Annotated in this window: 26 protein-coding genes and 1 pseudogene; 8 read left to right on the plus strand and 19 right to left on the minus strand. The window is 71.9% G+C overall.

Going from position 1 to position 24,858, the window contains the following annotated elements:
- Positions 1–150: 150 nt before the first annotated feature.
- The 4 genes and pseudogenes from ACZ5DC_RS20360 to ACZ5DC_RS20375 form a co-directional block, all read right to left on the minus strand.
- Positions 151–2,472, minus strand: coding sequence for a glycosyl hydrolase family 95 catalytic domain-containing protein (locus tag ACZ5DC_RS20360; RefSeq protein ID WP_468654521.1), 2,322 nt, complete (start codon positions 2,470–2,472; stop codon positions 151–153).
- A 280-nt stretch (positions 2,473–2,752) separates the two neighbouring features.
- A complete protein-coding gene (locus tag ACZ5DC_RS20365; RefSeq protein WP_468654523.1) occupies positions 2,753–3,865 on the minus strand; it encodes a glycoside hydrolase family 19 protein in 1,113 nt (370 codons plus the stop codon).
- A 127-nt stretch (positions 3,866–3,992) separates the two neighbouring features.
- Positions 3,993–4,268 carry a septal ring lytic transglycosylase RlpA family protein gene (locus tag ACZ5DC_RS20370; RefSeq protein ID WP_366753253.1) on the minus strand — a complete coding sequence of 92 codons (276 nt, stop codon included), beginning with the start codon at positions 4,266–4,268 and terminating at the stop codon, positions 3,993–3,995.
- A 57-nt stretch (positions 4,269–4,325) separates the two neighbouring features.
- Positions 4,326–4,781, minus strand: a pseudogene (locus ACZ5DC_RS20375) (lectin); the annotation flags it as partial.
- A gap of 282 nt (positions 4,782–5,063) precedes the next feature.
- Here ACZ5DC_RS20375 and ACZ5DC_RS20380 point away from each other — a divergent pair.
- Positions 5,064–6,281, plus strand: coding sequence for an alginate lyase family protein (locus tag ACZ5DC_RS20380; RefSeq protein WP_468654525.1), 1,218 nt, complete (start codon positions 5,064–5,066; stop codon positions 6,279–6,281).
- Between the two features lie 23 nt (positions 6,282–6,304).
- On the opposite strand, the gene ACZ5DC_RS20385 is transcribed toward ACZ5DC_RS20380, so the two are convergent.
- Complete coding sequence (locus ACZ5DC_RS20385) at positions 6,305–7,207, minus strand: DUF6424 family protein (protein WP_468654527.1); 903 nt, start codon at positions 7,205–7,207, stop codon at positions 6,305–6,307.
- 201 nt (positions 7,208–7,408) lie between these two features.
- Positions 7,409–7,885 (minus strand): SRPBCC family protein, encoded by a 477-nt coding sequence (locus tag ACZ5DC_RS20390; RefSeq protein ID WP_468654529.1) that lies wholly within the window; start codon positions 7,883–7,885, stop codon positions 7,409–7,411.
- Between the two features lie 326 nt (positions 7,886–8,211).
- Between ACZ5DC_RS20390 and htpG the strand changes: the two genes are divergently transcribed.
- Positions 8,212–10,122 carry a molecular chaperone HtpG gene (gene htpG, locus ACZ5DC_RS20395; protein ID WP_468654531.1) on the plus strand — a complete coding sequence of 637 codons (1,911 nt, stop codon included), beginning with the start codon at positions 8,212–8,214 and terminating at the stop codon, positions 10,120–10,122.
- A gap of 174 nt (positions 10,123–10,296) precedes the next feature.
- Here the strand turns inward: htpG and ACZ5DC_RS20400 are convergent, their stop codons facing one another.
- The 4 genes from ACZ5DC_RS20400 to ACZ5DC_RS20415 form a co-directional block, all read right to left on the minus strand.
- A complete protein-coding gene (locus ACZ5DC_RS20400) occupies positions 10,297–10,722 on the minus strand; it encodes a pyridoxamine 5'-phosphate oxidase family protein (protein ID WP_468654533.1) in 426 nt (141 codons plus the stop codon).
- Between the two features lie 96 nt (positions 10,723–10,818).
- On the minus strand, positions 10,819–11,034 hold the full coding sequence (locus ACZ5DC_RS20405; RefSeq protein WP_468654535.1) for a hypothetical protein: 216 nt from the start codon (positions 11,032–11,034) through the stop codon (positions 10,819–10,821).
- Positions 11,035–11,159: 125 nt separating this feature from the next.
- Positions 11,160–12,677, minus strand: coding sequence for an MFS transporter (locus tag ACZ5DC_RS20410; RefSeq protein WP_468654537.1), 1,518 nt, complete (start codon positions 12,675–12,677; stop codon positions 11,160–11,162).
- 79 nt (positions 12,678–12,756) lie between these two features.
- Positions 12,757–13,656: a LysR substrate-binding domain-containing protein gene (locus ACZ5DC_RS20415; protein ID WP_468654539.1), complete on the minus strand. Its 900-nt coding sequence runs from the start codon at positions 13,654–13,656 to the stop codon at positions 12,757–12,759.
- Between the two features lie 142 nt (positions 13,657–13,798).
- Between ACZ5DC_RS20415 and ACZ5DC_RS20420 the strand changes: the two genes are divergently transcribed.
- Both ACZ5DC_RS20420 and ACZ5DC_RS20425 read left to right on the plus strand, forming a co-directional pair.
- Positions 13,799–14,806, plus strand: coding sequence for an aldo/keto reductase (locus ACZ5DC_RS20420; RefSeq protein ID WP_468654541.1), 1,008 nt, complete (start codon positions 13,799–13,801; stop codon positions 14,804–14,806).
- Positions 14,807–14,847: 41 nt separating this feature from the next.
- Positions 14,848–15,264 (plus strand): SRPBCC family protein, encoded by a 417-nt coding sequence (locus ACZ5DC_RS20425; RefSeq protein WP_468654543.1) that lies wholly within the window; start codon positions 14,848–14,850, stop codon positions 15,262–15,264.
- A 35-nt stretch (positions 15,265–15,299) separates the two neighbouring features.
- Here ACZ5DC_RS20425 and ACZ5DC_RS20430 read toward each other — a convergent pair whose 3' ends face one another.
- Entirely contained in the window at positions 15,300–15,968 is a 669-nt protein-coding gene (locus tag ACZ5DC_RS20430; RefSeq protein WP_468654545.1) for a TetR/AcrR family transcriptional regulator, read from the minus strand.
- A gap of 151 nt (positions 15,969–16,119) precedes the next feature.
- Here ACZ5DC_RS20430 and ACZ5DC_RS20435 point away from each other — a divergent pair, with 151 nt between their 5' ends.
- Entirely contained in the window at positions 16,120–16,365 is a 246-nt protein-coding gene (locus tag ACZ5DC_RS20435) for a hypothetical protein (protein ID WP_468654547.1), read from the plus strand.
- Between the two features lie 15 nt (positions 16,366–16,380).
- Here ACZ5DC_RS20435 and ACZ5DC_RS20440 read toward each other — a convergent pair whose 3' ends face one another.
- The 7 genes from ACZ5DC_RS20440 to ACZ5DC_RS20470 form a co-directional block, all read right to left on the minus strand.
- Positions 16,381–17,172, minus strand: coding sequence for a beta-glucanase (locus tag ACZ5DC_RS20440; protein ID WP_468654549.1), 792 nt, complete (start codon positions 17,170–17,172; stop codon positions 16,381–16,383).
- A 161-nt stretch (positions 17,173–17,333) separates the two neighbouring features.
- Positions 17,334–17,507 carry a hypothetical protein gene (locus ACZ5DC_RS20445; protein ID WP_468654551.1) on the minus strand — a complete coding sequence of 58 codons (174 nt, stop codon included), beginning with the start codon at positions 17,505–17,507 and terminating at the stop codon, positions 17,334–17,336.
- 29 nt (positions 17,508–17,536) lie between these two features.
- Positions 17,537–17,893: a PRC-barrel domain-containing protein gene (locus tag ACZ5DC_RS20450; RefSeq protein ID WP_468654553.1), complete on the minus strand. Its 357-nt coding sequence runs from the start codon at positions 17,891–17,893 to the stop codon at positions 17,537–17,539.
- 63 nt (positions 17,894–17,956) lie between these two features.
- Positions 17,957–19,168 carry a spore photoproduct lyase family protein gene (locus ACZ5DC_RS20455; RefSeq protein WP_468654555.1) on the minus strand — a complete coding sequence of 404 codons (1,212 nt, stop codon included), beginning with the start codon at positions 19,166–19,168 and terminating at the stop codon, positions 17,957–17,959.
- A gap of 120 nt (positions 19,169–19,288) precedes the next feature.
- Positions 19,289–19,630 carry a DUF3140 domain-containing protein gene (locus tag ACZ5DC_RS20460; RefSeq protein WP_468654557.1) on the minus strand — a complete coding sequence of 114 codons (342 nt, stop codon included), beginning with the start codon at positions 19,628–19,630 and terminating at the stop codon, positions 19,289–19,291.
- Positions 19,631–19,635: 5 nt separating this feature from the next.
- Entirely contained in the window at positions 19,636–19,872 is a 237-nt protein-coding gene (locus ACZ5DC_RS20465; RefSeq protein WP_468654559.1) for a hypervirulence associated TUDOR domain-containing protein, read from the minus strand.
- Between the two features lie 130 nt (positions 19,873–20,002).
- On the minus strand, positions 20,003–20,620 hold the full coding sequence (locus tag ACZ5DC_RS20470) for a hypothetical protein (RefSeq protein ID WP_468654561.1): 618 nt from the start codon (positions 20,618–20,620) through the stop codon (positions 20,003–20,005).
- Positions 20,621–21,226: 606 nt separating this feature from the next.
- Between ACZ5DC_RS20470 and ACZ5DC_RS20475 the strand changes: the two genes are divergently transcribed.
- The 3 genes from ACZ5DC_RS20475 to ACZ5DC_RS20485 are packed head-to-tail and all read left to right on the plus strand — an operon-like array spanning position 21,227 to position 24,059.
- Positions 21,227–22,282, plus strand: a complete 1,056-nt coding sequence (locus ACZ5DC_RS20475) for a FecCD family ABC transporter permease (RefSeq protein ID WP_468654563.1) — start codon at positions 21,227–21,229, stop codon at positions 22,280–22,282.
- A gap of 2 nt (positions 22,283–22,284) precedes the next feature.
- Positions 22,285–23,052, plus strand: coding sequence for an ABC transporter ATP-binding protein (locus ACZ5DC_RS20480; RefSeq protein ID WP_468654565.1), 768 nt, complete (start codon positions 22,285–22,287; stop codon positions 23,050–23,052).
- 8 nt (positions 23,053–23,060) lie between these two features.
- Positions 23,061–24,059: an ABC transporter substrate-binding protein gene (locus tag ACZ5DC_RS20485; protein WP_468654882.1), complete on the plus strand. Its 999-nt coding sequence runs from the start codon at positions 23,061–23,063 to the stop codon at positions 24,057–24,059.
- 101 nt (positions 24,060–24,160) lie between these two features.
- Here ACZ5DC_RS20485 and snpA read toward each other — a convergent pair whose 3' ends face one another.
- Positions 24,161–24,847 carry a snapalysin gene (gene snpA / locus ACZ5DC_RS20490; RefSeq protein ID WP_468654567.1) on the minus strand — a complete coding sequence of 229 codons (687 nt, stop codon included), beginning with the start codon at positions 24,845–24,847 and terminating at the stop codon, positions 24,161–24,163.
- Positions 24,848–24,858 lie beyond the last annotated feature (11 nt).

Below are 24,858 nucleotides of genomic sequence, written 5' to 3' on the forward strand. Positions count from 1 at the left end.
TGGCCGGTCGGTGGCGCCGCCCGGCCGGAGTGTCCACCACCGTGCCGGGAAGGACCGCGAAGGTCCATACCTGCGGACGGCCGGCCGACGCCGGCCCGGCGCGGGCGCGCCGCGCGGCGATTGGTGGGGGAGGAGGGGTACGGACGGCCGTTACGGCAGTCCCCAGGCCGGGCCGGGTTCGCTGACGGCCACCGGGGCGATGACCAGGTCGGGACGGGACCCGGAGTGGACCAGCACCTCGCGGTCCTTCGGCAGGTCGATGGCGAGGGTGCCGTCGCCGAGGTCCCGGGTGTGCGCCGGGGAGCCGTCGTCCAGCAGCACGGTGAGGGTTCCGCTCAGGCCGTGCCGGAGCGTGAGTGGCTCGCCCGCCAGGCTCCTGACCCGGATGAACCGGGTGACGCCCGCCTCGCGGACGGCGCTCACCAGGAAGGCGCCCTGGGTGCGGAAGTCGTGCAGGGTGACGTCCGCCCAGGCCGAGGGGACGGCGGGGAAGACGCGGATCACACCGCCCCAGCTCTGGCAGAACATGTCGTGCAGCGACTGCGAGGCGGACAGCGGGGTCTCGATCACCGGACCGGCCTCGGTGTAGTGCGTGTTGGCCCGGCAGGGGTAGCGGGTCGTGGGGTCGAAGAACTTCCGCAGATAGCCGAGGGCGGTGTCACCGTCGCCGGTCATGGCGTGGATCGACGCGGCCCCGGTGTAGCTGTAGCCGCGGTGGGCGCCGGTCAGCGCGTGCCAGTGGGTCACCGACTTCATGATCAGCTCGCGGTTCTCCGGCTGGTCCCAGTTGACCAGGTACAGCGGGTAGACCATCAGCAGGTGCGAGTAGTGCCGGTGGGACTGCGCGTACGGGGTGCCGGCGCCGATCATGAACCCGTTGTCGTCGACCGGGTACGGAGTGAGCCGGGCCAGCACGTCCTGCCAGCGCGGCGCCGACTCGTCCTCGATGCCGAGGAGTCCGGCCGACTCCAGGAGCGTCCGGCAGCCCCAGCGGATCAGTGCCAGGTCGTAGTTGGTGTCCTGCGGCGGCACGACGGGGTATTCGGGCGAGAGCGTGCTCGGCAGGTGGAGCCTGCCGTCGCTGCCCGGGGTGAGGAAGTGCAGGTAGTAGTTGACCGCCCGGCGCAGCAGCGGGTAGACCGTGTCCCGCAGCAGCGACTTGTCCATGCTGTGCCGGTAGGACAGCCACACGTTGTGCAGCGCCCAGGTGAGGTCGCCCGTCTCGGCGCCGGTTCCCGGCAGGCCCACCGAGCGGTTGGCGAACATGTCGGAGCTGCGGCCGATCCCGGAGCTGTCCTTGCGGTAGGCGGCGGGCACGTTGGCGACGAGCTGTTCCTGGTTCTGCCGCAGGGTGCCGGCGAGCGCGTCGAGCTCCAGGTGGTTGGAGCCGTGGATGAGCCAGTACTCCAGCTGGACGTTGAGGTTCCACCAGACCGCCGGCCAGGGCGTCGGCTCCAGCCAGGGCCCGCTGGTGGCCATGACGGGCCCTGTGGCGCGGCTGGCGGAGGCGACCTTGTAGAGCTGGATCCAGTGGAAGCTCTGCAACCGCTGGTCCGGGAACGACACGAAGCTCTTGCGGTAGAAGGCGTGCCACCAGCGCACATGCCGCCGCCTGAGGGCCGCGTACGACGTCCCGCGCCGCAGGTTGCGCAGCGAGTCGGCTTCCGCGGCGGTTGCGGAGGGGAAGCTGTGGCCGACGCTGAGCAGCAGTGCGCCGCCGGTACGGCGGTAGGCGGTGGCGGTCTGCCCGCCCCCGGTGAGCGGCTGGAGCACCTGCTCGGTGCCGTCGGACGCGGTCCGGGTGGTCCAGGGCGGGTTGCCGGTGTAGCCGGCGGGCGGGGGCTCCTGGATCCTGCGGGGGCTGACGGCCTCCTCGGGGTGGAAGGTCCAGGCGACCCGCTCGCCACCGTCCGGCGTCACACGGACGGCCAGGACCTCGTCGTGGATGAGGGCGGCCAGGGTGAGCGTGCCCGCGGTGGTGGTCACGGTGCCGGTCAGCTCGGCGTTCCACAGGCTCAGCCGCCAGTCCACGGCGGTGATGGTGCCGACCGGCTCGAGGGTGAGGTGTCCGACCGGCAGCCGGCAGGTGCCCCAGCCGCTGCCGAACTCGGGCCGGTGGTCCTGGACCCGGCCGTGCTGGACGGTGAACCGGATCCGGTTGGCGTCCGGCTCCCGGTAGATCATGCTGCCGAGCAGCCCGTCGCCCAGGAAGGGGCCCTCGTACCAGAGGGCGGGCAGCCGGCTCCACAGCAGGTCCTGGCCGCGCAGGAACCTCTCCCAGGCGCTGTCGGCGTCCATGGCGGAGCGGAGCCGCCACGGCCGTCCGGCGCCCGCGGAGCCGGTGTCCCCGCTCGTCCCCGCCTGTCGCGCGTGCGCCGCCCCCGGCAGCGCCGCCACCGCGGCTCCGCCCAGCGCGGTACCGAGCACGGATCTCCTGGCCACCGGTGAGCGCTTGTCCGACTGTGAGGCCATCGTCGTCCTCCAGACCTGACGGATCGTCGATACATCGGGTGTATCGGCCGAAGCTAGGCACCTAGCGTGCACCTGTCAATCGTCTGCACGGGGATGACCTGATCGACCATGAGCAACACATCGGATGTCTAGGCCCTCGTGGGCTCGAACGCGGCAGGTGAAAGAGGTTGCCTCCGGCCGGTCCGGCTGGATCGCGGAGCCCGGTGGCGCGACGAGAAGACCCCTGGCGCTGGGCCCCGGTCGGTGCCGGTCCGTGCGCCAGGGGTGCGCCGAGGGTGTGTCAGCAGTACAGGTTGCCACCCGGGCTGACGCCGAGGATCTGGGTGAACCTCTGGTAGGCGTCGACGCGGCTCTGGACCTGGGCGGGGTTCTTGCCGTCGCATTCCAGGGAGCCGTTGATGGAGCGGATGGTCTGACCGAAGCCGGCACCGTTGACCATGGCGTTGTGCGGGGTCATCGTGCCGGGCCCGGACTGGGTGTTCCAGTACCACAGGCCGGTCTTCCAGGCGACGGCGGAGTCGTTCTGCACCAGCCAGGGGTTGTTGAGCAGGTCGATGTGGAGCGCGTCACCGGCGGCCTTGTAGTTGAAGTTCCAGGACAGCTGGATGGGGCCGCGCCCGTAGTAGGCCGCCTGGCCCGCCGGGCAGCCGTACGGCTGGTTCGGGTCGCAGTAGTGCGGGTAGTTGGCGGTGTTCTGCTCGACCACGTACACGAGCCCGCCGGTCTCGTGGCTGACGTTGGCGAGGAAGGCGGCGGCCTCCTGCTTCTTCACGGTGTCGCTGCCGGTGTTCGCGAAGCCCGGGTAGGCGCTGAGGGCGGCGGTGAGACCGCTGTAGGTGTAAAAGGGGTTCCGGTTCGGGAACATCTGGTTGAACTGGGCCTCGGAGACGACGAACCCGGAAGGCGTGGTACCGCCCCCGCCGCTCGCCGGCGCGTTCCACTTCTGGTTCGCCCCGCCGGTGCAGCTCCAGATCTGCAGGCGGGTGCCGTTGGCGGAGGTGTTGTCCCGCACGTCCAGGCACTTGTTCGCGGCCGGGTTGACGATGTCGTGCGCGGCGGTGACCACCCACTGCTGGTTGGCTCCGCCGGAGCAGTCCCACAGTTGTACGGCGGCTCCGTCGGCTGTGCCGCGGTCGACGACGTCCAGGCACTTGCCGAGCGCCCGCAGGGTGCCGTCACCGGGGTTGGACCACCGCTGGGCGTTGGTGCCGTTGCAGTCGTAGAGCTGTACGGCGGTGCCGTTGGCGCTGTTCGCGCCCGCCACGTCGACGCACTTGCCGGCGAGGCCGGTGATCTGTCCGTCGGCGGCCCGGGCCGGGGTGACGGCGAACAGCACGGCGAGGCAGGCGGCGACGGAGGCGGCCAGCATCCGTCCGGGGTGCACGCGCGTCATCGGTATCCGTCTGAAGTACGGGACATTCATGGGGGATGCGCTCCAGTTCACGGGGCGTACTGCGAGGGGGGATGCGCGGAGCGCGGGCCGGCGCACGACGCCGGCGCTGACTCCGCGTGTTGGCGGATCAGTTGAGGACGGTCTGGGTGACGGTGATGTGCCCGGCGTCCGGGTTCAGGCTGCCGCCGAGCCGGCTGAACGCGCCGTCGGTCAGGTCGAGGCACTTGGGCTCCTGCGGCGTCTGCGCGAAGGTGCCCCGGTCGTTGATGCGGACGACCAGCGACCGGCCGTTGGCGACGTTGGTCACCTGGACGCGGGTGCCGAAGGGCAGTTGCGGCTGGCGGCTGAGGGAGGTCGCCGCCGTGTCGGCGTTGTTGTCGAAGACCTCGCCGCTGGCCGTCAGGGCACCGGGCGGCTGGGGCCCGTAATGCGTCGCCCAGCACTGGTCGGCCGGCTGCTGCGCGGCGGGCGCGTTCCACTTCTGGTTGGCGCCGCCGGTGCAGCTCCAGATCTGTGTCCGGGTGCCGTTGGCGGAGTTGTTGCCGGTGACGTCCAGGCACTTGTCGGCCTGCGGGTTGACGATGTCGTGGGCGGCGGTGACGGTCCACTTCTGGTTGGCGCCGCCGGTACAGGTCCACAGCTGCGCCTTGGCGCCGTCGGCGGTGGAGTTGCCGGTGACGTCGAGGCACTTGCCGAGGGCGCGGAGGGTGCCGTCGCTGCCGACCGTCCACTGCTGGGCGTTGGTGCCGTTGCAGTCGTAGAGCTGTACGGCGGCGCCGTCGGCGGAGCTCGCCCCGGCGACGTCGAGGCACTTGCCGGCCAGGCCGGTGATCGTGCCGGTGGCGGCCTGCGCGGGGGAGGCGGCCAGCAGCCCGGCCGAGACGGCGAACGCGGCGGCGAGCACGGTCCTGAGCAGGGGGGCGCGGTGGGGGAAGGGCGCGGACAAGGGAGGGGATCACTGCCTTTCGCGTCGATGAGGGAAAGGGAGGGCCTCGCCGGGTCGAACGCTGCGCGCGAAGGCCGCCCGGCACCGGGGACGGTAAGAGGTCTGAACCAATCACGTCAAGACATGAAGAGGCGTGCGCGTGACGGGAGTTGTCGCTTCCGGCCTCTTGACGGCCATCTGGTCCGTACCTATGGTCTCGTCAACTCGACGTTCAGTCAGCCGCACTTCGTTCACATACGAGGACGGGATCAGATGCAGGACACACCCGCTCGGCGCCGTCGCACCTCCCCGCGTTCCGCTCTCGCCCTCACGGCGGCGGCCACCCTGCTCACCACCGGACTGCTCTCCTGGCCCGGCAGCCAGCGGGCGGAGGCCGCACCCGCCACCTTCACCCACCCCGGCGTCACCGTCTCCCGCGCCCAACTCGACTTCGCCCGCGGCAAGGTGCTCGCCGGCGTACAGCCCTGGAAGGGCGCGTACGACCAGATGATGGCCAGCAAGTACGCGAGCCTCAGCCGCACCCCCCAGCCGCGCGCCGTCGTCGAGTGCGGGTCGTACTCCAACCCCAACTACGGCTGCACGGACGAACGCGAGGACGCGATCGCGGCGTACACGGACGCGCTCGCCTGGTACATCACCCGGGACGAGCGCTACGCCAAGAAGTCGATCGAGCTGATGGACGCCTGGTCCGCCGTGCTCCAGGACCACACCAACAGCAACGCCCCGCTGCAGACGGGCTGGGCGGGATCCTCCTGGCCGAAGGCCGCCGAGATCATCAAGTACACGTACACCGGCACGTGGGCCAACTCCGGCCGGTTCGCGACGATGCTCCGCAACGTCTATCTGCCCGAGATCATCAACGGCTCGAACTCCAACGGCAACTGGGAGCTGTCGATGATGGAGGCGGCCGTCGGCATCTCCGTCTTCCTGGAGGACAAGTCGTCGTACGACACCGCCATGGCGAAGTTCCGCACCCGCACCGCCGCGTACGTGTACCTCGCCTCCGACGGCGACCTGCCGAAGACCGTGCCGAGCCAGAACCTGAACACGCGCGACAAGATCGTGTCCTACTGGCAGGGACAGTCCACCTTCGTCACCGGACTCACCCAGGAGACCTGCCGCGACTTCACCCACACCGGATACGGCATCTCGGCCATCTCACACGTCGCCGAGACCAGCCGCATCCAGGGGCAGGACCTGTACGGCACCGACGTGGGCGAGCGCCTGCGGCAGGCGCTCGGCTTCCAGTCCAAGTACGAACTGGGCGCCGCCGTCCCGAGCTGGCTGTGCGGCGGGTCGGTCAACCGTGGGCTGGGCCCGGTCACCGAGGTCGGCTACAACGCCCTGCACAACCGCCTGGGCATCGCCATGACCAACACCCAGGCCCTGACCGAGCAGAACCGCCCGGCCGGCAGCAACAACCTCTTCGTCGCCTGGGAGACCCTCACCCACGGGGACAACCCGAACTGAGTCACCCGCCGGTGTCCTCCCGCTCAACGGGCCCGCGCGCCCCGCCCGTTCCCGTGCGCGTGGGCCCGGCGGGCCGTCAGCGGGCCGGACGCGGTGCGCTGCCCCGGCCCGATCTGGCCGGCGAACGCCTGGAGCGCGGCGGAGCTGTTCGGCGGCAGCACCGCCATCAGCCCGCGGTCCCGCGCCTCGGCCAGCGTGTCCGCGGCCCGGCTGCCCTCGGGGGCGTGCACCAGACGCACATGCCCGTCACCCGAACCCCGCCGGTCCACCGGTGCCACGGCGCCGTGCGTGCCGTCGGGCAGGGTCACCCACAGCTGGAAGTCGTCGTACCGGAAGAAGTCCGCACCCTTGACGGGCCACGGGTAGTGGTGCTCGCCGGGCACCTCGGGGAGGATTCCCTGGTGATCCGAACGGCTCAGCGGTACGCAGGAGTTGAAGAGCGAGTCGGTCCACGCCTCGACACCGTCGGCGTCCGTGACCGGGGTGCGCAGCAACTCCTCGGCCTCCCCGTAACCGAGTTCCGCCAGGGCGGGCAGCGTCCCGGGGAACCCGGCCACGAGGACGGCCGCGTCCTGGCGCAGCCGGTCGATCCTGGACGGCTCGGCGCAGAACTGCATGCTCCACTCGATGCCCGCACGGGCCCGGTACATCCGCCAGCCGCTCGTCGTCTTCACCCACAGGCTGCCCCCGTGGTGCATCTCCCAGTGCGCGGGCGCCACGGGCCGGGGCCCGTAGGGCAGGTCGGCGTCGTCGATCTCGTCCAGGATCCTGTGCGCCGTGCGTTTCGCGGCCTGGAAGAACGAGGACTCGAAGCGCTCCGGGTGCTTGACCAGCCGGATCCTCCAGGGATGGTTCTCCGATTCCTCACCGCCCGGCTGGATCGTGTCGGGTATCCGGGCTGCGGCGACGGTGCCGGCGCGGGTCATGACGACCTCCTCCTGCCGCCCACGGCCCGGAGCACGGACCGTGGGCCGAGTGTCCCCTGTGACTATCGTGCGCTGTGGGGCGGCAGTGGGCGAGCCGAGGCGCACCCGGCGAACGGCCGGTGAGCCCGCGTGCGCGGCACGGCGGCAAACGGCCGCCGAGCCTGTGCGCCCGGCGGCGTATGCGTCACGGCCGCGTCCGGATCAGAGGGACGAACCGCTGTCCCCGGGCCGGATCCGGCCGCGCCAGGAACCGGACTCCCCGCCCTGTTCCTCGATGAAGTGCTTGAACCGCTTCATGTCTCCCTTGACGCGCCGGTCGATCGTGCCGATCAGGTCCGCCGCCTTCTCCACGGCTCCGCTGGGCTCGACATCCATCACCAGCTCGACCTTGGTGTGCATGTCGTCCAGGCGCTCGAAGCGAACGGTGCCCTTCTGGCTCGTGTCGCCGCTGGTGGTGCGCCAGGTGATGCGCTCGTCGGGCAGTTGGTCGACGATCTCGGTGTCGAACTCGCGCCGCACACCGCCGATCTTCATGGTCCAGTGATTGTGCCGGTCGTCCAGCTGCCTGACCTCCTCGACGCCTTCCATGAAGTTCGGGAAGTCCTCGAACTGCGTCCACTGGTTGTAGGCGGTGTGCAGCGGAACGTCGACCTCCACCGCTTCCTTGACCGTGCTCATCTCCGTACCTCCGTTGTCCTCGCTCGACGGACGGCGGTCCCGGACCGTTTCCGGGCCTGGACCCCGCGAGTACCCGGCGAGCCGCCGGTCATGAGCCCCGGCTTCGGCACGGCACCGGTGCGGCGGCGCCGTTCCCCAGCGTGAGAGACTGGCCACGCAGCGCGCCGGCGGGCCGCGCGTGGGCGCCGGGGCGGACCCGAACGGTACGGATCCGGCCACCAGCCGCTCTTCCAGCCACGGCCCGCTCTTCCGGCCACCGCGCTGACGTGGTGTTTTACAGTAGCTCCACCAGTTCCGGCGACAGGACCTGTGAGGTATTCGCGAACATGCCGACCGAGACCTTCGAGTTCCAGGTGGAGGCGCGTCAGCTGCTGCAGCTGATGATCCACTCGGTCTACTCGAACAAGGACGTCTTCCTGCGGGAGCTCGTCTCCAACGCCTCGGACGCGTTGGACAAGCTGCGCCTGGAGAAGCTCTGGGACGACTCGCTCGACGCCGACGTGTCCGACCCGCACATCGAGATCGACATCGACAAGGACGCCCGTACGCTCACCGTGCGGGACAACGGCATCGGGATGTCGTACGACGAGGTCGGGCAGCTCATCGGCACGATCGCCAACTCGGGCACCGCGGAGTTCCTGCGGGAGCTGCGCGAGGCCAAGGACGCGGCCGGGGAGGAGGGACTCATCGGCCAGTTCGGCGTGGGGTTCTACTCCGGGTTCATGGTGGCCGACGAGGTCACCCTGCTGACCCGGCGCGCCGGCGAGGGCCAGGGCACCCGCTGGACGTCGCGCGGCGAGGGCACGTACACGCTGGAGCGGGTGGACGACGCGCCGCAGGGCACCTCGGTCACGCTCCACCTCAAGCCGGCCGACCCGGAGAACCAGCTCCACGACTACACCTCGCCCTGGAAGATCAGGGAGATCGTCAAGCGGTACTCGGACTTCATCACCTGGCCCATCCGGATGGTGCCCGAACGCTCCGCCACGGCCGGCGAGGACGACGGCGCGCCGGAGCCGGAGACGCTCAACTCGATGAAGGCGCTGTGGGCGCGGCCCCGCGACGAGGTGTCCGACGACGAGTACCACGAGCTGTACAAGCACATCGCCCACGACTGGCGTGACCCGCTGGAGACGATCCGGCTCCAGGCGGAGGGCACCTTCGAGTACCAGGCCCTGCTGTTCCTCCCCGAACACGCCCCGCACGACCTGTTCACGCGGGACTTCAAGCGCGGCGTGCAGCTCTACGTCAAGCGCGTGTTCATCATGGACGACTGCGAGGCGCTGCTGCCGCCGTACCTCCGCTTCGTCAAGGGCGTGGTCGACGCGGCCGACCTCTCGCTCAACGTCTCCCGCGAGATCCTCCAGCAGGACCGCCACATCGAGATGATGCGGCGCCGGCTGACGAAGAAGGTCCTGTCCACGGTCAAGGAGATGATGACCAAGGACCAGGAGCGGTACGCCACCTTCTGGCGGGAGTTCGGCACGGTCCTGAAGGAAGGACTGGTCACCGACTCGGAGAACCGCGACGCCCTCCTCGCCGTCGCGTCGTTCGCGAGCACCCACCACGACACCGAGCCGACCACGCTCAAGGGGTACGTGGAGCGGATGAAGGACGGTCAGGAGGACATCTACTACCTGACCGGCGAGTCGCGGCAGAGCATCGAGAACTCCCCGCACATGGAGGCGTTCCGGGAACGGGGCATCGAGGTGCTGCTGCTCACCGACCCCGTGGACGAGGTGTGGGCCGACGCCGTCGGCGAGTACGAGGGCAAGAAGCTGCGGTCCGTCGCCAAGGGGCAGATCGATCTCGACGCCGAGGACGAGGCCACCGCCGACGAGGAACGGGAGAAGCAGACCGAGGAGTACGCCGGGCTGCTCGGCTGGATGAAGGAGCAACTGGACGAGGACATCAAGGAGGTGCGCCTGTCCTCCCGGCTCACCGTCTCCCCGGCCTGTGTCGTCTCCGACGCGCACGACCTGACGCCGGCGCTGGAGAACATGTACCGCGCCATGGGCCAGGAGGTGCCCCGCGCCAAGCGGATCCTGGAGCTCAACCCCGGCCACCAGCTGGTGAAGGGCCTCAACCAGGCGTACAAGGAGCGCGAGGACCGCACGGAGCTGGCCGAGACCGCCGAGCTGCTGCACGGTCTGGCCGTGCTCGCCGAGGGCGGCCAGCCGAAGGAACCGGCCCGGTTCGTGAAGCTGATGGCGGACCGTCTGGAACGCGCGCTGTAACGGTGCCCTCCGGGGCGGGCGGTGTACTCGGCGCCGAGCACACCGCCTCCCTCCCCGCTGTCCGTGGGCACGAAGTCCCGGCTGTGATCATGGCCGGATCCTGTCCCCAGGCACCGCCGACGACGACCTTCCGCGGACCGGCGGGGGAGACGGCACGGTGCCGGCCCCGTGCCGTCAGACGGCTCCCAGGTCGGCGGCGATCCAGTGCTCGGGCCGCATGTAGACCAGGAAGTGCTCGCCGAGCCGGGTCCGGTCGTACTCGACGAACGCGGCGACCTTCTCCTCGGGCAGGTAGCGCGCCGCCATCTCCCAGGAGTGCTCGTGGCTGTCCGGGGCCGTCCTGGTGACCGGTCCCTCGGCCGACACGTAGCGCACGGTGGGCTCCGTGCGCTGCACCATCAGGCTGAAGCGCCCCGCGGCACGGATGGCCCGCGCCTTGCGGGAATCGGGGCCGGTGCGCACCCACAGTTCGCCACCCGGCGTGTACTGGTACCAGATGGGAACCGTCAGCGGGGCGCGGTCCGGCCGTTCGACGACCGACAGCGCGCCGATGTGGGGCTCCGCGAGAAACCGCTCTCGTTCTTCGATGGAGAGTGTCACGGGGCCGACCCTAACGCCCGGGCCGCGCGGCCGGCCGTAGCGGATTCCGCCGAGTTCCGCGGCCCGGCCGCACGCGGGGCGCGCGCCGAGAGCGTGCTAGCCGGCGTCGCGGTCCAGGACGCGGCGGGCCGCCTCGGCCTCCGCCGCCGCGGGGGACAGCTCGTCGAGCGTGTCCAGCTCGTCGTCCGCTTCGAGTTCCCGTTCCCAGGCCGCCGCCAGGGCTTGCTGCTCCTCGCGCGGCCGCGCGCCGACGGCCTCGCGGTGGTGGGGGTCCAGCGCCGCCAGGAATCGTTCGACCGTGTCCGTCGGCATGCGGTGCTCCTTGTCGCCACTGGGTGCCGCTCCGGCCCAGCATGGCCAACCCGGGGCGCGTCGGCAGCCCGACACGGCCCGGCGCCACCCTGATGGCCCTGCCGCGTGCCGGGACCGCGGGCCGGTCAGGTGTGCCGGGCGTGCACCGGGTCGTGGGCGACCTCGTCCGGGCACGTCCCGTGCGGGTCGCTCGGCCGCCGGTCCCGCTGCCAGTCGAAGGCCGCGAGCGCCAGGGACGCCGCCATCCCGACGAGGGCGGCGCACAGCGCGGTCAGGAGGGCGCCCCGGTAGTCGTGGCCGCGGCCGAGCACCAGGTAGAACAGGCCGGGCAGGGCGGCGGTGCCCAGCGTGGCGCCCAGCCGCTGCCCGGTCTGCAGGGCGCCGCCCGCCGCGCCCGCCATCGACACCGGCACGTCCCGCAAGGTCATCGTGATGTTGGGGGAGACCACGAAACCGCCGCCGACGCCGCCGAGGAACAGCACCGGGGCGGCGACCCAGGGAGCGACGTCCAGGGGCACGAAGCGGAGCAGCAGCGCGGTGCCGCCCAGACCGGCGAGCACGCCCGTCAGGCCGCACACGGTGAGCAGACGGCCGTACCTGTCCACCAGCCGCCCGGACACCACGGCCGCGCTCGCCGAGCCGAGGGCGAACGGCGTCACGGCGAGACCGGAGCGGAGCGGGGAGAAGCCGAGGCCGTGCTGGTAGAAGAGGGCGAACACCAGCCAGACCCCGCTGAAGCCGATGAAGTACAGGGTGCCGATGCCGGCGCCGACCGCGTAGCCCCGCACGCTGCTGAACAGCCGCGGGTCGAGCAGCGGCTGGGCGTGCCGGGCGACCAGGCGGCGCTGCCACTGGACGAAGACGACGAGCACCGCCGCGCCCGCCGGGAACAGCCACCACAGGCGGCCGAGACCACCGGAGTCCGCCTGGACCAGCGGATACATGAGCGCGAGGACGCCCAGGCCGAGGAGCACGACGCCGGGCACGTCCACCCGGCCCCGCCCGGAGCGCCGGGTGCGCGGCAGCAGGCGGCGGCCGAGGAGGACGGCGAGGATGCCGATGGGGACGTTGACGTAGAAGATCCACCGCCAGCCCTGGGCGCCGGAGGCGAGGGCGAGGATGACACCGCCGGTGACGGGGCCCGCGGCGGAGGAGAGGCCGACGGTGGCACCGAAGAAGCCGAAGGCCCGGCCGCGTTCGGCGCCGCGGAACATCTGCTGGATGAGCGCGGAGTTCTGCGGGGCCATGAAGCCGGCCGCCAGGCCCTGGGCGAGACGGGCCGCCACCAGCAGCATGATGTCGGGGGCCGCTCCGCACGCCGCGCTGAAGACCACGAAACCGCCGAGGGCCAGCAGGAAGATACGGCGCCGGTCCAGCGCGTCGCCGAGACGGCCGGCGGTGACGAGGGCGAGGGCGAAGGTCAGGGCGTATCCGGAGACCACCCACTGCACCTGTGCCGGAGAGGCGCCGAGATCCCGTTGGACGGTGGGCAGGGCGACCGCCACGATCGTCACGTCGAGCAGGCTCATGAAGCCCGCCACCAGGGTGACCCACAGGGCGCGCCACCGGCGCGGATCAGGCTCGTACCCGGCCTCCTGGGCGCCCGCGTTCCGACCGCCCGCCGCCGATGTCGACGCTGTCAACCTGGGACTCCTTCCACCAGGGCCGCACTCGGTCGGACCAGGTTCCCGCGCCGGGCGAAGGCACACATGCCCCGGCCGCTCACACGGTCCCGGCCCCGCCCAGGACCAGCTCGCGGAACGAGGGCACGACCGGGCGGAGATCCGTCCGGTGCCAGGCCGCCCAGAGCCGTACGGACGCCTCGTGCCAGGGTAGTTCCCGTACGGTGACGCCTTCGCCGGCGCCTCGGAGCATGCTCTTCTGGATCAGCGCGAGGCCCAGTCCGGAGGCGACGAGTCCGAGGGCGGTCTGCGGCTCGGCGGCGTCCAGCCGCACGTCCGGAGTGAACCCGGACGCCGCGCAGGCCGCGATGAAGACGTCGCGCCAGGCCGGGTGCTGGGAGTCCGCCACGGCGATCCAGGGCTGCCCGTCGAGATCGGCGGCGGTGACGACCTCCTGCGCGGCGAGCGGATGCCCGTGGGGGAGCGCGAGCATCAGCGGGTCCTCCAGCAGCAGCGCCGAGCACAGGTCGGAATCGTCGTCGGCGGGCGGCTCGTGGACGAGCGCGATGTCCAGGCTGCGCTGCCGCAGACCCTCGAACTGCTCGGCGGGGCTCAGCGGGTACAGGGCGACGTGGATGCCGGGGCTGCGCTGCTGGAGGGCGCGCAGCGCGCCGGGCAGGATGCCGGTGTGCAGGGCGTGCGGGACGTACCCGATGCACAGTCCCCCCTCCTCGCCCCGGCCCAGCCGCCGGCCGAGGTTCTCCAGCCGCTCGGCGTGCCGCAGCAGCGCGCGGGCCTCGCTGAGGAAGACCCGGCCGTCCGCGGTGAGCCGGATCCGCTGCTGACTGCGCTCGAAGAGCGTCAGACCGAGCTTCTGCTCCAGCTGGGCTATCTGCCGGCTGAGCGGCGACTGGGAGATGTGCAGGGCCTCCGCGGCCCGGCCGACGTGTTCGGCCTCGGCCACGGCGACGAAATAGGTGAGCTGGCGCAGATCAAGCATGTAAGACCTCTGGGGACTGAAGTCTGTCCAACTATGTCTTGGACAGTCTCAACTCCTCGATCCTAGCCTCGGTGACACAAGGACGACGACCCGCCGGACACCCCGCGCGGCACCCGTCACCACCCTCACCGAAAGACCCCCCATGAGCATCAAGAACCTGCTTCCCGGACGTCTCGGCTTCGGCACGGCCCCGCTGGGCAACATGTTCCGCGCCATCCCGGACGAGGAGGCGGCGGCCACCGTCCAGGCCGCCTGGGACCACGGCATCCGCTACTTCGACACCGCCCCGTTCTACGGCGCGGGGCTCAGCGAGATCCGCCTGGGCGAGGTGCTGTCCGGCATGCCCCGCGACGCCTACGTCCTGAGCACCAAGGTCGGCCGCGTCATCCTCGACGAGGCCGAGGACCCGGCCGCCCGCGACCTGGGCGAGAAGGGCGGACTGTTCGAGCACGGACGCCCCAACAAGATGGTCAACGACTACTCGGCCGACGCCACCCTGCGCTCCGTCGAGGACAGCCTCAAGCGCCTGCGGACGGACCGGCTCGACATCGTCTGGGTGCACGACGTCGCCCAGGACTTCTACGGCGACGAGTGGCTGGCCCGGTACGAGACCGCCCGCACCGGAGCCTTCCGGGTCCTGGACCGGCTGCGCGACGAAGGCGTCATCAAGGGCTGGGGCCTCGGCGTGAACCGTGTCGAACCCCTGGAGGTGACCCTCGACCTGGACGAGCCCAGGCCGGACGCGTTCCTCCTCGCCGGGCGCTATACCCTCCTCGACCACGAGCGCGCCCTCCAGCGGCTGCTGCCCGCCGCGGCCGCGCAGAACGTCGACATCGTCGTCGGCGGCCCCTACAGCTCGGGCATCCTCGCCGGAGGCACGCACTTCGAGTACCAGCAGGCCCCCGCCGAGATCGTCGCCAAGGTCGAGCGGATCAAGGCGCTCGCCGCCCGGCACGGCGTCGGCATCAAGGCCGCCGCGCTGCAGTTCTCCCTCGCCCACCCGGCGACCGCCGCGGCCATCCCCGGCGCCACCCGCCCCAGCCGCGTCGCCGAGGACGTCGCCGCGCTCACCGAGACGGTCCCGGCCGCGTTCTGGGCCGCGCTCCGCGAGGAGGGCCTGATCGCCGGGAACGCCCCGCTGCCCGCCTGACCGTCCCCCCGTACCAGACCTGATCCACCCAGGAGGAACCCATGGCGACCACTACCGCGTCGCTCGACGTCCCCGTGCCCGCCGACCGCGTGTGGCAGCTCATCGGCGGCTTCGGCTCGCTGCCCGACTGGCTGCCGTACATCCCCGGCAGCGAACCCGGCGAGGGCGGCCGGGTGCGCACCCTGACGAACGAGGAGGGCGGCGTCATCGTCGAACGGCTGGAGGCGTTCGACGACAAGGCGCGCACCTACACCTACTCCATCGTCCGGGCGCCGTTTCCGGTCACCGACTACCGGTCCACCCTCACCGTGCGTGAGACGCCCGACGGCCACGGCGCCCGCGTCGAGTGGTCCGGCACCTTCACCCCCGCCGGTGTCCCGGACCAGGAGGCCGTCGACCTCTTCCACGGCATCTACACCGACGGGCTGGCCGCCCTGCGCCGGACCCTCGCCGGCTGATCGCGCGGGCGCCGCACGCGGGACGCGGCGCCCGGTCAGCCGGCCGCCGCGGACCGCACGCCGAGCCCCGTGAGGTAGGCGGTGAGGACGCGGGTCAGGCGGGGTTCCACCTCGACGACGGCATGGCTCAGCCGGGGATCGCTCGCGTACAGCTCCCGCAGGCGCGGCCCCGGGCTGGCCATCTGCCACAGCGCTCCGGCCATGCCGGTCGCGGTGGCCACCGTGTCCACGGCCTGCGGTTCGGTCAGCCCCAGCAGCCGGTGCAGCTCGCCGCCGATCCGCTCGACCTCCCCGAGCGTTTGAAGCTTGAAGGACCGCACCGACTCGATCGACACGTTCCGTTCCAGGTTCAGGGGCGCCTGGGCGAGCAGGTCGCAGAACAGGGGGCGCGCCGCGAGCGTGCCGGCGACGACCCCGGCGACCTCGGCGGGGGTGGCGTGCGGCCGGCCGGCGAGGTCGCCGCACAGGTCGGCGGACCACTGCCGCCACCCTTCCGCGGTCAGTTCGAGGAAGATCTGCTCCCTCGTCTCGAAGTAGCGCAGCAACGCCGATTTGTGCATGCCCACGGCCGCCGCGATGTCGGTGAGGGTGACCTCCCGCACGCCCTGCCGGCCGGCGAGCGTGCGGGCCGCGGCCAGGATCGCCTGTTCCCGGACCTGTTTGGCCTCGGGACTGCGCGCACGCTGAAAGGCAAGCTCACTCATGGGGACATCATAGGAGGGGTAGCGCAATGGCGTTGCGTAATCCCGCGTGAGGCGCCGTCCCTCTCGCGTTTGCCCGGCCCGTTTCTCCGGCCCGTTTCCCCGGTCGGCCCACGGGAACCCGGCCGTGCCGACGACGGATCGGAGGACGGCCATGACGGGACACACCGACGAGCCCGCCGACCGCTCCGCCCGGGCCCGCGACGAGGAGGAGCCCGGAGCGCACTCGGGCAGCGAGAGCCAGGCCCGTGACCGGACGATTCCGGGCACGGCCGGCGCCAAGGAGGGCTACCAGCCCGACGAGGGCACAGCGGCCGGTGAGCCGCTGCGAGGCGTGGAGGCCGAGGAGCGGCCGGGGGAGCGCCGGGGGGAAGACGAGGAGACCGGATCCGACCGGTAGCCAGGCCGCACGGCCTCAATCGGGGCCATCGGCGTGGTGCCGGTCGGCTGGGCCGCCCACGGTGGCGGTCCCGCTGTGCTCACCGTCGCCCTTCCCGCCGCCCGGGCCGGGACGGCGTACGACCAGACTGCTCACCTCGAAGCTCATCTCGGTCGTGCCCGCCTCGGGCGGCGGGTGGTAGCGCCCGGCGCTCACCGAGAGGTTGACGATCAGGTAGGCGTGCCAGGCGCGGCCCACGCCCCGCCCGTCCGAAAACACGCGCGTGCCGTTCAGCCACCAGACCACCGAACGGCGCCCGAAGTCGGTGCGCAGGTCCACCCAGGTGCCGGGACCGACGGCGTCGTCGCGCACATAGCGCTCGGCGCCACGCACGTGGTTGGTCAGTTCCAGCAGGTCCGGGTGGTCCGGGTGGTACTCGAAGACGTCGATCTCCTGGTCGCCGTCCCGCCAGGTCCAGATGGCCGGCCAGGCGCCGATCTCCCGGGGCAGCCGGACGCGGGCCTCCAGCACGTCCCCCGCCCGGACCGTGAACCCCTCATCGCTCCCCTCGGTGGTCAGCAGCCCCGTGTCCCACAAGCCGTCCGGCCGGCGCGTGGCCCGGAAGACTCCGGAACGGCTGTGATCGGCGTCGGCCACCAGGTGGTCGAGCTTGTCGTCGTCCGGGTTGACCGGGCCGCCGTCCGGATAGGCCCACGAACGGCCCGCGACCCACTGCGTCTGCGAGGCGAAGTCCGCCGTGAACACGACATCGGATCCGGCAGGGCGACGCGGAGCGGGCAGGCTGCCGTCCGGTGCGTGTTCCTCCATACCCGATGTCTCACCGGCGGTCGCCCGGTCATGCGCCCGGACGCCGATCCGGCACCGAGATTGACCCGTCCGGGTGAACGGCGGGCGGCACGGCGCGGCCCCGGTGCGTCGCCGGGGTCCCGCGAGCCGTACCGGCACCTTCGCCGCGTGCGCGCAAGCGGTCAGCGGAGGAGCCGGTGCTTCCTGCCTCCCCGGTGAAGGCGCACCGCGGCGAGGACGAGGTCGGCGACGAGCACGACGGCGCCGATGACGAACAGATAGAACAGGCCGTGGGCGACGAAGCCGATGATGCCCAGGACGACGGCCACGAGGACGAGCAACAGGAACAGACTCATCGCAACTCCCGGCGTTCTCCGCGCGTCGGTCAACGGCGGGCCAGGCGCCGCTCACCGCCGGCGCCCGGTGTGTAGGTCAGCTCGTAGTGGGAGAAGACACCCGGCTCCTCGGCGACGGGCAGCTCGCCGTCGGTGTCGATCGCCGGGGCCTTCTTGACCTGGTCCTTGCTGTGGGCGACTTTCAGGTAGCCAGGACCGACCGTCGCACCGGTAAGCGGCACGAACGCCAGACGGCGACGGGTGGGCAGACCCACGGTCACCGTGGCGAAGAAGGGCTGGTCGGTGGTGGTGTCCACGTAGATCGACTCCAAGACGCCGATCTTGTGTCCCTTGGGGTCGACGACGTCGTGTCCTCGCCACTCACGGATATCGGATGCCTCGAACATCAGAACCTCCTCTGCGGGGGTACCCACGATCGGGCCGGTGATGTGGCCGCGCCACCCGAATCCTCAGAAGGCGTACCGGATGCGCAGCCAGGGGGCGTGGGACGCGACGAGGTCCTTCAGGGTGCGTACGGCCTCCGCTTTGACGCGCGTGGCGTAGCGGACGTTCAGCGCGCCGTTCTCCGAGCGTTTGCCCTGTTGCAGCGCGGGCTGCCACAGCACCTCCTCGGCGCGGGGGTGCCACCCCAGATTGACCTCGTGCAGCTCCCGGTTGTGCGTGAGCATGATCACCTCGGCGGCGGCCTGCCGTCTGACCCTCTCGGGCAGGGTGTCGTCGAGATGCCGCAGCAGTTCGGTCCAGGCTTCCTGCCAGCCGGGGCGCACCACCACGGGGGAGAGGTTGAAATGGACCTCGTACCCCGCGTCCAGGAAGTCCGCCGCGGCGGCGATCCGGTCGCCGACCGGTGACGTCCGCAGGTCCAGCAGCCTCGAGTCCGCCGGGGGCATCAGGGAGAAACGGATGCGCGTCCGGCCCCGCGGGTCCAGCGCCAGCAGGTCGGGGTTGACGAACTTGGTGGCGAACGACGCCTTGGCCGTCGGCCACTGGCGGAAGGCGCGGACGAGATCCGCGGTGTTGTCGCTGATGAGCGCGTCCACCGAGCAGTCGCCGTTCTCCCCGATGTCGTAGACCCAGGCCGACGCGTCGCACTGGTTCGGTTCCCGTTTCCGGCCCTGCCGTGCGATGTGCCGTGCCAGGTGGGCGATGACGCCGTCGATGTTGGTGAAGACGGTGATGGGGTTGGCGTACCCCTTGCGCCGCGGTACGTAGCAGTAGGCGCAGGCCATCGCGCACCCGTTGGAGGCGCCGGGGGCGATCCAGTCGGCGGACCGGCCGTTGGGCCGCGTCGCCAGCGTCTTCTTCTCGCCCAGGACCAGCGTCTCCCCCTTCACCCGCACCCAGCGCTCGACGTTCCCCTCGTTGCCGTGCAGCCCCGGGATGCGCCAGTGGGAGTCCACCTCGATCACCTCGGCCTCGGGGAAGCGGGCGAGGATCTGACGGCCGCGGGCCGAGGAGGCGGCGGCCGGCTCGGCGTAGACGGTGCGTACCGGCAGCAGGCGGCGGGCCGCGGGGGAGTCACGGAACCAGGGGCGGTGCTCCGGCCCGGGAACCGTGCCGTCCCCGCCGGTCCCGTGTGTGCCGGGCGCGGCGGTGTCCAGCGCGTCGAGGTCGAACAGGGCGTCGGGGCCGTCGTCCGGTCCGGCGGAGGGGTACCGCATCTCTGCTCCGCTCGGGAAAGTGCCGTGGTGGGGTCTCCACTCCACTGTAGGCATGTGCCGCGGCGGCGATTGCGCGCGCCCGGCCGGCAGGGGGGAGCCGCCGCCGCGGGTACCGGGGACTCAGCGGTCGTCCAGGGGGTCGTGGCCCCAGTTCATCAGCGAGTGGCGCCAGCGTGTGTCGCGTACGTCTCCGGACGGGCGCTGTGCGAGGTGGCGGCGGATGTAGCCGGTCACCTTGCGCATGTGCGCGTAGTCCGCGTCCGAGAGGTCGCCCTTGTTCTTGCGGAGGATGTCCACGATGGCGCGGCCGGAGGCGTGCCCGGTGGACTCGCCCCCGTCCTTGTGCTGTCCGGCGGCCCGGGATTCGTCGGTGGCCAGCCACTTCTCCAGTGCGGAGGGTGTCATGTTCACCAGTTCGCGAAAGCTGTCCCGGATCTCCCGGTGCTCCTCCTCGCCCGCCACCGGGCCTACTTCTTCCGCTTGAGCGCGGACGGCTTGTGCACGGCCGTGCGGCCGGACTTGTCGCTGCGGACCTCGTACTGCGGGTCGTCGGGCGAGGCGTCCACGGTGCGTCCCGACGCCTCGGTGCGCTCGGTGATCTTCTTCTCCACGGTGCCCTCGGTCTCGTTTCCGTGACTGCGCCAGGCCACCTTGTCGCCCTTGGACGGTTCCTTCTCGCCTGATGTGCGCTTCGCCTTGGCCATGGTCGTACTCCCTGGAGACAGAGGTTCCGGCGTGCGGGTGGAAAGCGATGTGTCCTTCCACCACCTTGCCGGGAGAGGGCGCGGTCCGCACCTGTGGGCCCGGCCCGGCCCTCTCCGCGGGACGGGGAGGTCAGGAGAGCTTGCCGACCGCCGTCCGGGTGGTGGCCTTGAACGCCTTGACCGGGGCGTCGCGGAACGAGCCCATCTGGGACCACTTCACGACGGTGACGGTCCTGCCCTCGCGGCCGACCGAGAACAGGGCGATGTCGGAGGCGCCCCACGTCGAGGTGGTGTGGATGCCGTAGACGTGGGCGCCCGCCGCCACCTCGACCTTGCCGTAGTACTTCTTCGCCGCCGTGATGTCCGGGGACTGCGACTGGAGCTTCTTCGCGCAGCCCGCGAGGTCCTCGCGCAGCAGGGCCGCGAAGCCGGCGGCGCGCTGTGCGTCGCGCTCCACCACGGTGACCTGCAGGGCGTTGGTGTCGAGGTCCGTGGAGAAGGCGCGGTGTACGGAGGTCGACGGCAGGGCGTCGCCGACGCAGACCGGCAGCGGGTCCGGCCGGCCGGCGGTGACCGGGCCGGCGTACCAGGGCGACGACGGGTGGGGCGGCAGGTCCGCCGGGCCGAGGAAGGCGGGTGCGTCGGCGGTGCGGGCGGCAGCCGTCGCCGGGACCGCCGCCAGGGCGAGGGCGGTGCCGGTGGCCAGGGCCGTCAGAGCATTGCGGATGTCCCGCGTCCGGATCGTCATGGTGTCCCCCTGTGCGGAGTGATGCGCTCGATGCCGGTGAGGACGGATTCCTCCCGGCCGTCATGTGGAGTACGACCCGCCCCGGGCCCGGTTCGTTGTGCCCCGAATGGCACAGGACGGTCACAGACGTCACCGTTCGGTCGCCACGCCCGGCTCGCACCAGGTTCCGGCAGGCCGCACGGCCTGGCCCCGCACGCTCCGGGCCACCCTCGCGGGGCTGTACGACACCCGGTGTCCGCGGTGGCCGCCCGAAGGGGAGGTGTCTCGGCCGCCGGTCGAGCCGGAGCCGGTGCGGATCGGGCAGCCATGCCGATCGCGGCCGGCCGCACCGAGCGGCGCGCACCCGTCGCGAGGGGCCCTCGTGACGGTTTGTTAGGCTCGCCTTGCCTCCCGTGGGGGAAGTCCGGTGAGAGTCCGGCGCTGACCCGCAACGGTGTGCGCGGGGACCCTGTGGTCCGCGCGCGAGCCCGATCGCCCGCGGAGGGGTCAGCGACCCGTTTGACTGCTCGCCGCGGACTGCGAGAGGGGGGCCGCGCGGCCGGCACGGCCGTACGGGCTGTCCCTGTTCGACGTCCCGCGGCGGCCCGTGCGAAGGACGGCCCCACCGTGCGTCGAAGAACGGCACCCCGCCGGATACCCGCGCTGCCGCTCGGCCTGGGGCTGGCGGTGCTGCTGGCGCTCTCGCTCCTGTGCGGTGTAGCGCTCGGCGCCGCCGGAATCGGCTGGGCCGACGCGCTCCGCTTCCTGTGGGCCGGGCTCACCGGCGGCACCGTGCACGCGCACGACGCGGCCCCCTACACCATCGTCTGGGAGATCCGGCTGCCCAGGGTCCTGCTCGCCGCCGTCGTCGGGGCGGGGCTCGCGGCCGTCGGCGTGGCCGTGCAGGCCATGGTCCGCAACGCGCTGGCCGACCCGTTCGTCCTCGGCATCTCCTCCGGCGCCGCGGTGGGCGCCAACGCCGTCATCCTGCTCGGCGCGCTGGCGGGACTCGGGGTGTGGGCGCTGTCGGTGTCGGCGTTCGCCTCCGCGCTCGCGGCCATGGCCCTCGTCTACGCCGTCGCCCGCTCGCCGCACGGACTGACCCCGCTGCGGCTGATCCTGACGGGCACGGCGCTGGCGTACGGCTTCGAGGCCGTCACCACGGTCATGGTGTTCGGCGCGGCCCGGGGCGAGGCGGCCCGGTCGGCGATGATGTGGCTGCTGGGCAGCCTGGGCGGCGCCACCTGGGCGCAGGTGCCGCTCGCCGCGGTGACCGTGGCCGCCGGATGGGCGTGGCTGCGCCGGCGGGCCGAGGCGCTGAACGCGCTCTCCATGGGGGACGAGACCGCGGCCTCCCTCGGTGTCCCGCCACCCCGGCTGCGGCGGGAGCTGTTCGTGGTGACCGCGGCCGTCACGGGAGCCGTCGTCGCGGTCAGCGGGGCCATCGGGTTCGTCGGGCTGATGGTGCCGCACGTCGTGCGCATGCTGGTCGGTGCCGACCACCGCCGGGTGCTGGCGGTGGCCCCGCTCGCGGGAGCGGTGCTGCTGGTGTGGGCGGACGTGCTGTCCCGGCTGCTGCTGGCCCCGGCCGAACTGCCGGTCGGTGTCATCACCGCGGTGGTCGGTGTCCCGGCGTTCCTGTTGCTGATGCGGCGGGGCGGCTACGCGTTCGGGGGGCGCTGAGCGTGCGGCTCGACATCGAGGACGTCACGGTCGAGGCGGCCGGAACCCGCCTGGTCGAGCACATCGGCCTCACCGTGGGCAGCGGGACGTTCGCCGGGCTCGTCGGCCCCAACGGCAGCGGCAAGTCGACCCTGTTGCGCAGCGTGTACCGGGCGCTGCGGCCGGCCGCCGGCGTGGTGCGGCTGGACGGCGACGACCTGCACGCCATGGAGCCGCGGGCCGCCGCCCGGTCGCTCGCGGCACTGCCCCAGGAGTCGTCGGCCGAGTTCGACTTCACCGTGGCCGAGGTGGTCGCCATGGGCCGGCTGCCGCACCGCGGCCGTACGGCCGCCGCGGACCGCGAGATCTGCGCGCGGGCGATGGACCGCACGGGCGTCACCCACCTCGCCGGCCGGGGGTTCCCCGGCCTCTCCGGGGGCGAGAAGCAGCGGGTCCTCATCGCCCGCGCGCTGGCGCAGCAGCCACGGGTGCTCGTCCTGGACGAACCCACCAACCACCTCGACATCGCCCACCAGTTGGACGTGCTCGGCCTGGTCCGGGACAGCGGCCTGACCGTGCTGGCCGCGCTGCACGACCTGAACCTCGCCGCCGCGCACTGTGACGTCCTGTACGTCATCGACAAGGGCCGGATCGTCGCCGCCGGCCCGCCGCTCGACGTCCTGCGACCCGCGCTGCTCGCCGAGGTGTTCGGCGTCCGGGCGCACCCGGTACGGCATCCCGTGACCGGCGCCGTCCAGCTCCTGTTCGACCGGCTTCCGCCCACCACCTGAGGATGATTATGCGCACGCTGCTCGCCGCCGCCCTCTGTCTCGCCGCGACCGCCACCGGCTGCGGCGCCACCGTCGAGTCCGCCCGGGACGCGCGATCCCCCGCCGTCACGCTCACCAACTGCGGCCGTGAGGTGACCTACGACAAGGTCCCCGAGCGCGTCGTCACCAACGACGTCGGCATCACCGAGCTGATGTTCGCGCTCGGCCTGGAGGACCGCATGGCCGGCTTCGCCATGCCCGACGACAAGGGCGACCTGAGCCGCGTGCCGTGGAAGGACGGTTACGACAAGGTGCCCTGGCTGTCCAAGGACCAGCTCACCAAGGAGAACGTCCTGGACGCCCGCGCCGACCTCGTCGTCGCCGGCTGGAACTACGGCTTCCGCGAGGACGGCGGCTTCACCCCCGACGCCCTGGGCAAGCTCGGCATCCCCTCGTACGTGCTCACCGAGTCCTGCCGCAACGGCCGTACGAAGACCTCGCGGGGGATCATGCCGCCCCTGGACGCCCTGTACACCGACCTCACCAACCTCGGCAGGCTGTTCGGCGTCGAGGAGCGGGCCGCGGCGCTGGTCCACGGCTTCGAGGAACAGATCGCCGGCGTACGGGCGAAGGCTCCGAAGGGCGTCGGCCGCCCCTCGGTCTTCCTCTACGACAGCGGCCGGGACACCCCCTTCACCTCCGGCCGCTACGCCGCCCCGGAACAGATCATCACCGAGGCCGGCGGCGTCAACGTCATGCACGACGTGGCGGACTCCTGGACCACGGCCGGCTGGGAGACCGTCGTCGAGCGCGACCCGGACGTCATCGTGCTCTGCGACTACGGCGACGTCAGCGCCGAGCGGAAGAAGCAGTTCCTGCTCTCCTACGCCCCGCTGCGCGACGTCTCCGCCATCAGGCACCGGCGGATCGTCGCCCTCGACTACGCCGACCTGGTGGAGAGCCCCCGCAACCCGTCGGCCATCGCCCGGCTCGGCGCCTACCTGCGGACGGTGGCGGGGCAGGGGTGAGCGTCGGAGCCCGGTGCGGCGGCCCGTACGACGGCGGTACGGACCGCGGCATCACCGAGCCGCGGTCCGTACCGGGGTGAACCGGGAGGGCTGTGTGGGGATCAGCCGCCGTGGTTCACCTTCGCCAGGGCCTTGGCCAGGCCGTTGGCCCACAGCTGGTTGACCCGGGAGCGCTCGGTGGCGTTCGGGTACCGGTTGGTGCAGGACGGGCCGGGGCCGCCGCCGGACATCAGTTCGCTGCACGGTCCGCTGTAGTGGTCGGGCAGGCCCAGCACGTGGCCGGTCTCGTGGGCGGTGACGCGCACGGAGTCGTACTGCTGGTTCTGCGCGTAGTCCAGGAAGATGTAGCCGCTGCCGTGGCCGTTGGTGGAGGCGTAGGACCCGCGCGAGTCGTTGCCCTCGTAGTAGGCGAAGTCGCCGGCGCCCGAGGTCGCCTGGAGCTTGACGTTCGACACGGAGCTGTTCCAGATGGAGGCGGCGCTCGATATCTGGGAGCGGAAGCTCGGGGCCTGGGAGGCGTTGTAGTAGACGGTCACCACCTTCAGCGAGGGCTGGGCGGCCTGCCGCTCGGCGACCGACTTCAGCACCGCGTCGAAGAACGCCTTGCTGCCGGCGCTGTCGGCCGTGCCCACGTAGCCGGCGGCGGCGCGGGCCGGTGCCTGGGCGGTGCTCTGGGCGTTCGCCGGGCTCGCGGTGCCCAGTGCGGCGGAGGCCAGACCGAGACCGAGGGCCAGGGTCAGCAGTCGTCTGGTCTGCTTCGAGCCGGTGCTGCTGCGGAACGACACCATGGGGGGCTCCT

Source organism: Streptomyces sp. NPDC031445, from assembly GCF_055581365.1.